Here is a 12,664-nt window from a genome sequence, read left to right as displayed (position 1 = left end):
ATTACACAGCTCCCCCTTGTTTTTTATTGTTTCCTATATTTTGGGTAATCCGATCGAGAATTATGGCGATCACTACAATCGACAGACCGGCCTCAAAACCTTTACCAATTTGAATTTGGGTAACGGCTCGATACACATCAGCACCTAGTCCTGGTGCTCCGACCATAGAGGCGATCACCACCATTGATAAAGCAAGCATAATGCTTTGGTTGATCCCTGCCATAATCGTGGGCATCGCAAGCGGCAGCTGGACTTTTAGCAATCTTTGGCTGGTTGTCGAGCCAAATGCTTCTGTTGCTTCAATAATATCTGCAGGAACTTGCTGAATTCCGAGTATTGTTAACCGGATAGTAGGCGGCATGGAAAAAATAACCGAAGCCACAACGCCTGGGACAACCCCAATATTAAAGAAGAAAATAGCGGGAATTAAGTAGACAAAGGCAGGCATTGTTTGCATAAAGTCTAATATTGGAGTAACGATTTGTTTAACTGTTTGTTTTTGGGAAGCCCATATGCCGATTGGGATTCCTAATAGAATAGAAATAATGACGGCTGCTAACACAAGTGCTAGTGTATAAAGCATTTGGTCCCAGTAGCCAAGATTGGCGATTAAGAATAAACCTATACATGTAAAAATGGCAATGCCTTTATTCGCAATCTTCCATGCAAGCAAAGTTAATAGAATCATAAATAAGTAGGATGGAATATAGCTAAAACCGGTGAACATTCCTTCCACAAGTGTTTCTAGTACATTGGTAATTCCATTAAAAGCCTCTTCTAAATTATCGGTTAGCCAGTTAACAAACACATCGACCCAATCCGCAATAGGTACCTTTGGAAGCCATTTTTCCATGTTAGTTCACCTCCTTATTGAAGTGGAGGGATTGGCCTGGATTTGATTCAACCGATTGCTTCGTTTCTTCCAATTGGATGGTTTGGCCCGATAGGTTTAATTTCATTGTGTTTCTTGACTGACTTAATTGGCTTGCGGCCACTTCTAATGATGCATTTTTTAAATGGTTTATGTCATGATTGTTCCCAGCTAGTGCTCCAATGACAGCCCCTCTAACCAGAATTCCAGTTAAGCGTTTATTTTCATCTACGACAGCGACTGGAATAGAGGCTGTTGAAACTTTTTCAAATAAATCAGTTAGTAAGGTATCCGGTGAGACAGTTGGTACATCCGAAATTAAAAAATTCTGCAATCCTTCGCTTCGATCGAGGGCCTCTTTTGCATCCGAAGCCGTAATAGCCCCCAATAAGGTTTTCTTTTTATCAACGACATAAATACTCGAGATTCCTAGTTCTCTCATGATTTGGAGAGCAACTCTCGGTCCTTTATCGATTGAAACGGATTCAGCCCGTTTCATGACATGACCGGCGGTTAATACTTTAGATAAGTCCACATCCTCTACGAATCTCTCAACATAGTCGTTCGAAGGGTTCATTAGGATTTCTTCAGGCGTTCCAATTTGGACAATGGAACCATCTTTCATGAGGGCAATTCGATCACCAATCCGAAGTGCCTCATCTAGATCATGAGTTATGAACACAATGGTTTTTTTCATGGTAGATTGAAGCTCAAGAAGCTCATCCTGCATATCTTTTCTAATTAATGGATCTAGAGCACTAAAGGCCTCATCCATCAGTAAAATATCAGCATCATTGGCTAATGCTCGAGCCAGCCCTACTCTTTGCTGCATTCCACCACTTAATTGCTGCGGAGATTGGTTTTCATACCCTTCAAGCCCAACCAGCTTTAATGCGTCCATTGCTTTTTTTGACCGTGTTTCTTTGGAAACGCCCTGTACTTCTAAACCATATTCTGTATTTTCTAGGACTGTTCGATGAGGAAGAAGAGCAAATTTTTGGAAGACCATGCTTATCTTTTTACGGCGCACTTCTCTTAGCTGCTCTTTATTCATTTTTACAATATCTTCGCCATCAATGAATATCTCACCAACAGTTGGATCAATCAGACGATTTATCATCCGGACTAATGTTGACTTTCCGCTACCAGATAAGCCCATGATGACAAATATTTCACCGGCTTCTACTTCAAAGCTAGCCTGGTTCACACCAACTGTAGCCCCTGTTTTCTTTAAAATCGTTTGTTTGGTTTCACCCTCATGTAAAAGTTGAATAGCCCTTTTTGACTTACCAAAGATCTTAGTTACATTTCGAACTTCGATCTTCTTCATTAAATCACCATCCTTTGTACGTATCAATGGGGAGTCCTTTTCAATTACTGTGCGTAGTGTCAAAAAATTTTAAAAGGGCCCGGCACCATCTTTTGTTATTTGATAATACGGTTACCTTTCTATTGTAGTTTTTTTTCAATATAGTTGGCAAAGTTTGTAATCAATCATATCTGTTGATATAGTACGTTCAGGAAAAGTTGAGTATAGAAAAATCACTCTATTCTTAAAAATACTCGAATATACTCCTATTTCCTTACATCATGGTCTTATAAAGGACACGTATCTTAATAAATAAGTCCAAATTTAGGCAATTCTAGTAACACGGAAAGCACGTGAAAACCTCAATGTTTGTTGGGTAAAAATATCATTAGGTGACAATCCAACCTAATTTCCAATCAAACCATCTTCCGTGTCCATCTGTCTCTCCAATTACTTCATTGTGCTCTTTACCATCCATAAAATAATCCAGATGTAATTTCCTGTCCCATATATTGTTATACACATGAAAAACGTTCCTCTTAGTTCCAATTTCTTTGACTTTATTTAACAGATCATTTTTCACATGATCTGGCATTTGATTGGCTACATGAGTGTGAAAAATACAAAGTGTACTATTAATTGGTACCTGTTCAGCATAATCTTTGATAAGATTTACTCCGTCACCTTCTACAAGTTTTGGAGGATCTTTACGAAATTGTTTTGCAGCTGTTTCAAAGATTTCTAACCTTTCTTTATGTTCTGGCCAGATAAGGGCTTTTAACCATAAGTACTCTTCCTCATTCCTTAAATCAATAATGTTTAAATCAAAACCTAATCTTGAGTGGATAGGTGGACTATTTGGAAGAAGGAAAGGCTGTTCACCTTCTCTAATTTTAGACTTTAAATGGAGAGCTGAGTCCTTATTTCCATAAATCGATTGATTTCCATAGGAGTACGAGTAGTTATCCCATAATAATAGAAGACCCGCACTTGTTCCAATCTCAATAATTGATAATGGAGTAGAAACCTTTTGATAGATGTAACAAAAAGTAGGATAAAGATATGAACAACGTCTTACTTCATTTGTTTGAACTCTTTTATTATGAAGAATTGATGCAATTTCTTTTGAATTAGTCATACAAAAATCCTTAAAATAATAGAAAGATTCTTCAACCTTTTTTGGATTCTTTACTAAACTTGGATAAAACTCACGCAAAGGATGATCAATTCCTTTTAGCATGATGTAATGAACTGCCCCTAGAAGTAAGTTAGGTACAGGCTGCCCTTGTTGAGCGTGTAAACTTAATTTTAGTAATTCGTAATCAACTGCAATTTTTAATGAAAGGAATTCATACAAATCACTAGATCCCTTACACTCTAAGACAGCAAAATTCTTAAATCTTTCCGATGATTGTTTGATATCCAAAATCTCTTCCTCCTACCTAACTTCTTTTATCATGTCTATTTGACCATTTCCTTAAAATTCCTTTTATATATGCACTAAGAGCGCGTTCCTTTATAGAAACGCGCCCATTTGATTCATGACCAGAAATAGTTATTCGTTTATCTTCTTTCCTTTCATAAGATATTGATGAATCTATACATGGAATCCAAATCTTCAACTCCGCATGATCATTAAAATGATTTGCATGAAAGTTGTGATCCTGTAAATGTTATACCAACTGCAAAGCCTGCAGGATATCTGCTTTTAGGTCATCGATATGCTCAATACCAACGGAATAGCGTACGAAATTCGCCGGAATCCCAGCTGTCTGCATTTGCTCCTCACTCATCACTCCTGCCCACATCGCAGCTGTATGTACCACCAGCGAATCAACACCTCCCAGACTAACTGCGTTTTGAGACAGTTTCAATGCAGAAACAAAGCGCTGAGTTGCATCATATCCACCCTTTATAGCAAAGGCAATCATTCCGCCGAACCCTTTCATCTGTCGTTTCGCCAGTTCGTGTTGTGGATGGCTGGCAAGGCCAGGGTAATATACCCGCTCTACCTGAGGCTGTTCCTCCAAAAACTGGGCCAAGGCGAGCGCGTTGCTGTTGATGCGCTCAATTCGCATTGGCAACGTACGCAAACCACGCAATAATAGCCAAGCGTCCATAGGTGAGAGAACAGAGCCAATAGAGATATGCGTGTCCCAAATACGTCCTGCTAACTCCTCACTTGTACAAATCACACCCGCTGTTATATCATGGTGGCCTCCCAAATATTTTGTTGCACTGTGGACGACAACATCGACACCCAGATCATGAGGACGCTGATTGATTGGCGATGCGAATGTATTGTCAGCCACTACAATGATGCCTCGTGGGCGGGCTAACTCAGCCACGGCAGCCAAATCAGTTACCACCATTGTTGGATTGGCTGGTGTTTCCAGCATGATAAGTTTTGTATTGGGGCGGATCGCTTCGGCAAAAGCAGACGCATCTGATTGCTCGACCACTGTCACTTCTACTCCAAATCGGGGGAGCATCTCATCCATTATCTTTGCTGTACTCATATAATGCCGAGTTTGCGCAATCACATGGTCGCCTGCACTTACCAATGCTAGGATCGTCGTAGCAATGGCCCCCATCCCAGAACCGGTCACCAGAGCGGTTTCCGTACCTTCAAGCTCAGCAAGCACCTTCTGTACACGTGCATGTACTGGATTACCGTAACGAGTGTAATATTGAGAATGACGTGGTGTACCCGCCATCTCTGCAAATTCCGTCGCATCTTCTGCACGGAACGTTGCCGAATAATAAATAGCTGGTGCCAACGTCCGTTCATCCGTCATCCTATCATCAGCATGTACAACCAAGGTTTCATTTTGAAGTCCCTCGAGATTAATCCCTTTATGATCCGTAAGTTTGTTCAAATTTCTCTCTCCTCTACTTTATATGATTACTTTGATTACTAATTTCTTTAAATTAGATTTGACCTCCTGAAAAATGAATCTTTTTTAAAAAACAAAGAAATAGTATTTATATTCAATATTTTCAAACAAATAAAATGAAAAATCAACAATTATAAACTGTTCCTTTAACTGTCAAGTAAAATGTGTAAAAACAATAAAAAAAGTTTGACAATTCTGTGAACAAAATGAATAATAAATTATAAAGAGGGAGGATGAGTGGACATGAAATCGAAAGTGAAAATACTAAATGCTGTGAAGTATGTTGGTCTAACAGTCCTTACAATTGGAATCATTATGTTTTTACTCGGTTTTTATGAAAGCGGTTACGGTATTTTAACTTCAGTTGGTATTGGAGCAGTAATAGGTGCTGTTTTTATCTTTCTGATCGGTGTATTCTTTGTAGCGACGGAGGAAATGTTAGACAAAACATATAAAGGAATTGAGATCGTTCACATCAAGCAAAAAAAAAAACGTCTGTCTCAAAAGCCCTTCTGAAGAAAACACATTAAGAAAATAAAATTTTTCTCAATATTTTTTAGTATTTTTCTTACCAAATGTACAGGAAATCGGTATTTAGGATCAAGAAATCGGTCGTCAGGGCCAAATGCGATTTTTTTTTACAATAAAAGGCTGCCATAAGTCAGTTCTTCCGACTTATGGAACAGCCCATTTTAATGCACGAATTACATCATATCCCAAACCATGGCTAATAATGTACCAAAGATTGTAACTAAGGCTATGATAAATCCGTAGTAAATATTCGTATAAATAGCTCCTTTATCTTCGGTTTCACCAGCATGCATGAATACTATTAACTGAAGTCCAGCTTGCAAGAATGCTGTTACAAGCAGCACCGTCATACCTACTGTGAACGACAGATCAAGGAAGTACACTGCTACAGCAGCTGCTGTAAGGATTAATGAATAGACAAAGCCCATTACTTGTTTACGTGGGAATAACTCGCTCATATTTACATCATTCCTTTCAAATAGATGAAGCTAAAGATGAAGATCCAAACTACATCTAGGAAATGCCAGTACAGAGAGAAAATAAATGCTTTATTGGCTGTTTGAGGAGTCAACCCGCGTTTTACTACTTGCAGGATGATAAATAATCCCCAAAAAATCCCAAGTGTAACATGGGCTCCATGCGTTCCTAACGTTGTTAATAGGATTGATGTAAATGCGCTGGTTTGTATTCCAGCTCCTATGTGAACATAGTGAACGAACTCATAAATTTCAACTGCCAAAAATCCTAGGCCAAGAAAAAGCGTGATCATAAAGAATGCCATCATCGCTTTTTGTTTGCCAAGGCGCATGGCATGAATTCCAAGACCAATGGTGAAACTGCTTGTTAAAAGTACGATTGTTTCAATTAGAACTGGAGTGATTTGGAAAATCTCTGCTCCAGTAGGGCCACTTCCCGTCCGATTCTCTAATGTAAAATAGGACGCAAAAAGCGTAGCAAAAAGCATAATTTCGGCACCTAGGAAGATCCAAAATCCTAAGACCTTTAAGCGATTTTCTTCCGTACTATATTCAAGTGGCAGCGAGTGATCAATTTTCATTTTTTAGGCACCTCGCAATTTTGTTTCTGTTTCTTCAATTTCTTCAACAGAGATGTAGCGACCGTCATCTTTCTCGAATGATCGGTGAGCCATGCAAGCAAAGATTCCAATTGTTGTAAAGATAACAGGGATCCACAAACTGAATACAAATGAGAATCCCCATACAAAGAAGATACAACTCATGATAAACGGTACACCGCTGTTGTTTGGCATATGAATTTTTTTATATGGGTCTTTGAATAATATATGACCTTTTTTCTTAGCATCCCACAGTGCTTCAATTGAATTGACTTGCGGCACTATAGCAAAGTTATATTCCGGCACAGGAGTATGAGTAGCCCACTCAAGTGTACGTGCATCCCATGGATCGGAACTGATATTTCTTGAAGCATAACGTGTGCTGTAGTAGATGTTGTAGACAATTAACACAAATCCTACCGCTAGTCCAAGTGCTCCGATAAATGAAACCATATTGAATGGTCCAAATCCAGTTGATTCAGAATACGTGTACATACGACGAGCCTGGCCATCTAATCCAGTAATAAACATTGGCATAAATGCTAAGAGTGTGCTTATTGCGATAATCCATGCTGTCAATTTCCCGATTTTTTCATTCAGCATGTAACCGAAAATTTTTGGCCAATAGTATGTGAGACCAGCCAGCATCGCGAACACAACACCTGGAATGATTACCATGTGGAAATGAGCCACTAGGAACATCGTATTATGGTATTGATAATCAGCCGCTGACATTCCAAGCATTACCCCTGTCACCCCGCCGATTGTAAATAGCGGAATGAAAAGCAATGCATAAAGCATTGGAGTGGTAATTTCAATTTTCCCTTTCCAAAGTGTGAATAACCAGTTAAAGATTTTCACCCCGGTTGGAACGGCAATCGCCATTGTTGTAATCGAGAAGATACTGTTGGTAAATGGCCCCTGACCCATTGTAAAGAAATGGTGCAACCATACTAAGAATGAAAGCAGGGAGATGACAACCATTGACCAAACCATTGATTTATAGCCATATAGATTACGGCGAGCAAAGGTTGAGATTATCTCACTATAGAGACCGAATGCTGGCAAAATTAAGATGTACACTTCAGGATGTCCCCAAACCCAAAACAGGTTCGCCCAAAGCATATCCATACCGCCGTTGCTAGTTGTAAAGAATTGTGTCCCAAATAGACGGTCCATCGTTCCCATTGCAAGCGCCACGGTTAAAACCGGGAAAGCGAAAACAATGATGACGCTAGCGATAAAGGCAGACCATGTGAACATTGGCATTTTCATCAACGTCATACCAGGTGCTCTCATTTTGAGAATCGTAGTAATAAAGTTAATTCCCGTCATTAATGTTCCAATACCAGCAATCTGAATGGAGATCATATAATAATTGGTCCCTACAGATGGACTAAATTCGTTACTTGCAAGCGGGAAATAAGAAGTCCATCCTGCATCAGGAGAACCACCAATAACAAAAGAGATATTGAACAACATTGCACCCATGAAAAATAACCAGAAACTGAGTGCATTCAAACGTGGAAACGCTACATCACGAGCTCCAATTTGCAATGGAACAATGTAGTTCATAAAGAACATAATAAATGGCATAGCCATAAAGAGGATCATAACGATCCCATGCGTTGTAAAAATTTCATTATAGTGCTGTGCATCTAGTAGCGTGTTTTCTGGTCTAGCAAGTTGAGCACGCATCATAAGTGCATCTACGCCACCGCGGAATAGCATCAGCAAAGCAGATAGTAGATACATAATACCGATCCGTTTATGATCAACAGTAGTTAACCATTCACGCCATAGATAGCCCCATTTTTTAAAATAGGTTAAACCGGCGATGATTCCGATCACAGTAAGACCAATCGCAACCATCGATGCATATATCGCTGCATTTGGATGAGGTACGGCAAATCGTTCAAAGAAATCCATACGTTTGTTACTCCTTTTGAGAATATATTTCTAACGATTGTTTGACTAAGTATTCGTTACATCTTAATGATGTGGGCTATGGTCAGAATGTTCTTCGTGTGAATGTGTATCAGATTCCGTTTTTTCAGTGTCAGATGATTCATGGTTATGATCACCATCATGTCCATGATAACCATGATGACCTTCTGGTGCTGGTGAGAAGCCTAAATGAGTTCCAGTAAACGTCATCTGTCCAAGGTGACCTGGTTTTAATAACTCATCGAATTTTTCTTCTGTAAGTGGTTTAGCCGTTTCTTTTACTTCTTCTACCCACTCATTAAATTCGTCTTCAGGCATTGCTTTAACATTGAATGTATTTTCAGCAAATCCCTTACCACTAAAGTTTGCATTTCGTCCCATATATTCCCCTGGAACATCAGCTGCTAAATGTAATGTGGTAACCATGTCTTTCATCGCGTATTTTTGTCCGCCGAGCTGCGGAATCCAGAAACTAGTAATTGGTCCGTATGAATAAAGTTTAAATTCAATTGGTCGGTCTGTAGGAATATACAAGTAGTTAACCGTTTCAATATTTTCTTCCGGATAACTAAAATGCCACTTCCAATTAGAGGATGAAGCATAAACCACTAATGGTTCTTTGTCCTCATACCCTTTTGGTGTTGCCTCAACGATATAGTTACTTTTAACAGATACAAAAGAAAGGTAAGCAACAATTAAAACAGGAATTCCCACACAAATTGCTTCAACCCATGCATTTCCTTCAATGTGTGGTGGTTCATAATCTGCACTTTGTTTAGAAGCACGGTATTTTACTAACATGTAGACTAAAAGTCCAAAAACGACAATGACAATGACCGACATGATTCCAATCGATAACATGATGTCACTGGCTTGCCTTTCAGCTTGAGGTCCTTTAGGATCCAAGACCAGTAATCGTTCACAACCTGTTAACACAGTGGCAATAGTGAAAATCACTGCCAATAAAGCCCATTTCATTTTCATAGGGGTACCCCTTTCTTTTTATATTTAATTTATATATACACATTTCCACAAAACGGCAAATAAATATATTTCCACTGCTTTCATAATGTTAACATGAGTTTACTAATAAGAATGTGACAAATTTTCAAAGGAATTATTTACTATTTCATGATTTTTTTAGCTACTGCGTCTTAATTGAATGTAATGAAAGAAATAGTCACCAGTTAAAGTCGTTTCATTTTTTAAGAGGAATGTTTAGTTCGGATTGGTCTCTGGTATTTGGTACGTGCATGAAGATTTTTTTTTGGTAAAGACTATCCTCATATAGATTCCCTTCCACTTTCTACCTAACAAATGGAGGTCACAATAATGGACAATAACAAGAAACCCCTCATAAGCGAAAAGCAAATGACCATTGAAGCGAACTTAAACAACCTGGAGCCGGGTGATTCAGTAAACGAACATCGTGCATTAGAAACAGGAAATATCATTTTAGCCGGAGAAGAAATGAAACAACAAAATAACAATCATTAAACAAAAATCCCCCAAGTGGAAAATTTGGGGGATCCTTTTATTTTCGAATATTCCATTTCAACTTACTTTCTGTACTTCTTCACAGTCCACTAAATCTTTTACTTTCTAATCCATTCTTTCCTTTTCAGCCACGTTTCCTTAGCCGTTTTTAAAATACTTGTTTTTTTCACTGAAAGGTTCAGAATGATTTTTTGATGACTTCTTCATTTCAATTTTTCAACCTAGATCATTTTTTAAAAATCGTTGAAATAATTTGATCATAGGACATACTACTGTCCACTACAAATTTTCCAGGACGTAAATTCTGTTCAAGCTTTCTTCGTTCTATATCTTTCGAGAATTCAAAAGCATCGGGAATCAAGTTAGCATCTACAAGCATTTTGCCGACATCAATACTGGTCATACCTTCCGACACATTAACAATTACTTGAGTTACTGTTTTATTATTGTTTTCAGGCGAAGTTGTTTTTTTACCAGTTGTCTTTGCTTTTTTGATCTTTTTGTCATATTCTGCTTTTGTTTGAACAACATAGCCTGCAGATTCAAGTTTATTTTTCATCTCGATTTCAGATAGTTGTACTTGTTCCGGCGTGTGGTTTTCGGATGTTTTTGCAGTAGTTTTTACGTCGCTTTTATCAGAAAAGTAAGCAACGCTGCAAATAGATGTAGCAATAAGAAGTCCAGCTGCAAAGCTGCTTAATACGTTAATTCTCATTTGCAACTTTTCTCCTTTCATCCTTTATATACCGGTATGGAGCTAGCAAGCGTTCTATTTCATTCACTGGTACCTGTTTTTTCCCTGCGATACTCTCAATAGAATAATTGCGTTTATATAAGTCTAGTACTTCACGCATGAAAAGTTTTTCTTCAGGAGAATGTTGAATCCCCGCTTCCTTCGTTACCACTTCTAAATCAAGCTCAATATTACGAATGGATTCCTGAATGGTATTGATTTCTTTCAATAAAGATATATGTACCATATCAATTTCCTTTTGGTTCTCTTTTGACACCTGAAAAGACTTCCAAATAGAAATGATGAACAATAAAGCAGATATCAGAAACAATCCCGTTAAAGTCCATGCCATCAGTATAATTCCCTCCTACTATTAAATAGAAAATTGCAGAACTTATTATACATCCAAGATCGTAAATTATCATTTCAATTCACAAAAACACAGAATAAGTCGGATGGATTTTACAAATTTTAGGTGATTATAGATGAAATTTTTCCTTATGATGAGTCTTGAATTTAGGAAATTATGAAGAAGCACTTCATAAAATTCTTTCTAAGGGATTCATACTTTTTGATTACCACATTCTTTCTTACCAATAAAAAAAATGTCATCCAATATCATGTAAAGATATCAGAGACACCTGTGAAACATTTCTGTGAAACAAGATTATTCGGGGAGTGACAGTGCAACTACATTCATTTCCCTACATTCCTATAAACATCTTCTCTAGAATGGAAGCCATCTCTAATAATCGTCTCATCCATATTGGATTGATTGACTGCAGTCGGCATGAGTAATACGGATGGTACTTCGATTTTTCCATTGTTAACGCGTTTGCCTGCAGGTACTTCTTCACCTTTTGCCATTTTAACGGCAATCTTTGCAGCTGCATCGGCTAGTACTTTAATCGGTTTGTACACAGTCATCGTTTGTGTTCCTTCTACGATACGTTGAGCGGCTGCAAGTTCTGCGTCTTGTCCTGCGACTGGGATTTTGCCATCAAGTCCTTGGGCTTTGAGTGCTTTTATGACAGCACCAGCTGTTGCATCATTGGCTGCAATCACTGCGTCAATCTGATTTTTATTGGCTTTTAGTGCAGCTTGCATATTCGTAAAGGCATTGGCCGGTAACCAGTCTTGGGTCCATTGGTCATACACCACCGTAATGTCCCCTCGATCAATATAAGGCTGAAGTACATTGAAAACACCTTTTTTTAACAAAATCGCGTTATTATCTGTAATCGCACCACCGATATATACATACTTTCCTTTCGGGACTAGTGATGTGATCGCCTCTGCTTGCAGTTCTCCTACCTTTTCATTGTCGAAGGAAATATACAAGTCAATATCTGCGTTTTTAACGAGGCGATCGTATGAAATGACCTTTATACCGGCCAAATGAGCTTTGTTTACGATCGCAGCAGTAGCTTCTGCATTGTGGGGAACGACCACAAGAAGGTCCACCCCTTGGCTAATTAAAGTCTCAGCTTGAGAGATTTGCAGTGCATCGTCTCCATTTGCTGCCAGTATCTCCACTTCTGCACCAAGGTTTTCCACTGCCTCTTTAAACAGATCTCTGTCCTTTAGCCAACGTTCTTCTTCTAAAGTATCCATCGAAAAGCCAATTTTTATCTTTTTTTTATGGGGCACTTTATCACCTTTTGACTCTTCATTTTTGGATATTCCACTAGGTACGACAGAGCCACGGACCTCATGGCTCTTTTCACAAGCAGTGGCCATACATAGCAGAGCAATGGAGAATGTGAGGAATATCATCCTAAATTGTACAAACCCCCGGTCCATC

Annotated in this window: 13 protein-coding genes; 2 read left to right on the top strand and 11 right to left on the bottom strand. The window is 38.6% G+C overall.

Annotated elements, in window-relative coordinates; genetic code table 11:
* Nucleotide 1: 1 nt before the first annotated feature.
* From GD441_RS12770 to GD441_RS12755, 4 genes are all read right to left on the bottom strand, one after another.
* Nucleotides 2-853 (bottom strand): ABC transporter permease, encoded by an 852-nt coding sequence (locus GD441_RS12770; RefSeq protein ID WP_153126818.1) that lies wholly within the window; start codon nucleotides 851-853, stop codon nucleotides 2-4.
* 1 nt (nucleotide 854) lies between these two features.
* Nucleotides 855-2,201 (bottom strand): quaternary amine ABC transporter ATP-binding protein, encoded by a 1,347-nt coding sequence (locus tag GD441_RS12765; protein ID WP_153126817.1) that lies wholly within the window; start codon nucleotides 2,199-2,201, stop codon nucleotides 855-857.
* Nucleotides 2,202-2,568: 367 nt separating this feature from the next.
* Nucleotides 2,569-3,609, bottom strand: a complete 1,041-nt coding sequence (locus GD441_RS12760; protein ID WP_153126816.1) for a DUF2332 domain-containing protein — start codon at nucleotides 3,607-3,609, stop codon at nucleotides 2,569-2,571.
* Between the two features lie 244 nt (nucleotides 3,610-3,853).
* Nucleotides 3,854-5,059 carry a trans-sulfuration enzyme family protein gene (locus GD441_RS12755; protein WP_153126815.1) on the bottom strand — a complete coding sequence of 402 codons (1,206 nt, stop codon included), beginning with the start codon at nucleotides 5,057-5,059 and terminating at the stop codon, nucleotides 3,854-3,856.
* Between the two features lie 261 nt (nucleotides 5,060-5,320).
* Here GD441_RS12755 and GD441_RS12750 point away from each other — a divergent pair, with 261 nt between their 5' ends.
* The gene (locus GD441_RS12750; RefSeq protein WP_153126814.1) at nucleotides 5,321-5,593 is read left to right on the top strand and encodes a hypothetical protein; all 273 of its coding nucleotides are present in this window, start codon (nucleotides 5,321-5,323) and stop codon (nucleotides 5,591-5,593) included.
* 188 nt (nucleotides 5,594-5,781) lie between these two features.
* Here GD441_RS12750 and qoxD read toward each other — a convergent pair whose 3' ends face one another.
* From qoxD to qoxA, 4 genes are all read right to left on the bottom strand, one after another.
* Nucleotides 5,782-6,066, bottom strand: a complete 285-nt coding sequence (gene qoxD / locus GD441_RS12745; protein ID WP_153126813.1) for a cytochrome aa3 quinol oxidase subunit IV — start codon at nucleotides 6,064-6,066, stop codon at nucleotides 5,782-5,784.
* A 2-nt stretch (nucleotides 6,067-6,068) separates the two neighbouring features.
* On the bottom strand, nucleotides 6,069-6,665 hold the full coding sequence (gene qoxC / locus GD441_RS12740) for a cytochrome aa3 quinol oxidase subunit III (protein ID WP_153126812.1): 597 nt from the start codon (nucleotides 6,663-6,665) through the stop codon (nucleotides 6,069-6,071).
* Between the two features lie 3 nt (nucleotides 6,666-6,668).
* Nucleotides 6,669-8,612: a cytochrome aa3 quinol oxidase subunit I gene (gene qoxB, locus GD441_RS12735; protein WP_153126811.1), complete on the bottom strand. Its 1,944-nt coding sequence runs from the start codon at nucleotides 8,610-8,612 to the stop codon at nucleotides 6,669-6,671.
* A 63-nt stretch (nucleotides 8,613-8,675) separates the two neighbouring features.
* Complete coding sequence (gene qoxA / locus GD441_RS12730) at nucleotides 8,676-9,614, bottom strand: cytochrome aa3 quinol oxidase subunit II (RefSeq protein ID WP_153126810.1); 939 nt, start codon at nucleotides 9,612-9,614, stop codon at nucleotides 8,676-8,678.
* Between the two features lie 348 nt (nucleotides 9,615-9,962).
* On the opposite strand from qoxA, the gene GD441_RS12725 reads away from it, so the two are divergent.
* Nucleotides 9,963-10,127: a hypothetical protein gene (locus tag GD441_RS12725; RefSeq protein WP_153126809.1), complete on the top strand. Its 165-nt coding sequence runs from the start codon at nucleotides 9,963-9,965 to the stop codon at nucleotides 10,125-10,127.
* Nucleotides 10,128-10,353: 226 nt separating this feature from the next.
* Here the strand turns inward: GD441_RS12725 and GD441_RS12720 are convergent, their stop codons facing one another.
* The 3 genes from GD441_RS12720 to xylF all read right to left on the bottom strand — a co-directional run bounded on the left by GD441_RS12720 (nucleotide 10,354) and on the right by xylF (nucleotide 12,663).
* Nucleotides 10,354-10,842, bottom strand: a complete 489-nt coding sequence (locus GD441_RS12720) for an MltG/YceG/YrrL family protein (RefSeq protein WP_191992187.1) — start codon at nucleotides 10,840-10,842, stop codon at nucleotides 10,354-10,356.
* A complete protein-coding gene (locus GD441_RS12715; protein ID WP_153126808.1) occupies nucleotides 10,832-11,212 on the bottom strand; it encodes a hypothetical protein in 381 nt (126 codons plus the stop codon). The genes GD441_RS12720 and GD441_RS12715 overlap by 11 nt, the downstream gene beginning before the upstream one ends.
* 344 nt (nucleotides 11,213-11,556) lie before the next feature.
* The gene (gene xylF, locus GD441_RS12710) at nucleotides 11,557-12,663 is read right to left on the bottom strand and encodes a D-xylose ABC transporter substrate-binding protein (protein ID WP_153126807.1); all 1,107 of its coding nucleotides are present in this window, start codon (nucleotides 12,661-12,663) and stop codon (nucleotides 11,557-11,559) included.
* Nucleotide 12,664: the final 1 nt, after the last annotated feature.

Source organism: Peribacillus tepidiphilus (assembly GCF_009466385.1).
Classification (GTDB): Bacteria; Bacillota; Bacilli; order Bacillales; family DSM-1321; genus Bacillus_BN; species Bacillus_BN tepidiphilus.
The sequence above is the reverse complement of the archived record's forward strand: the minus strand, read 5'-3'. Positions and strand labels throughout refer to the sequence as shown.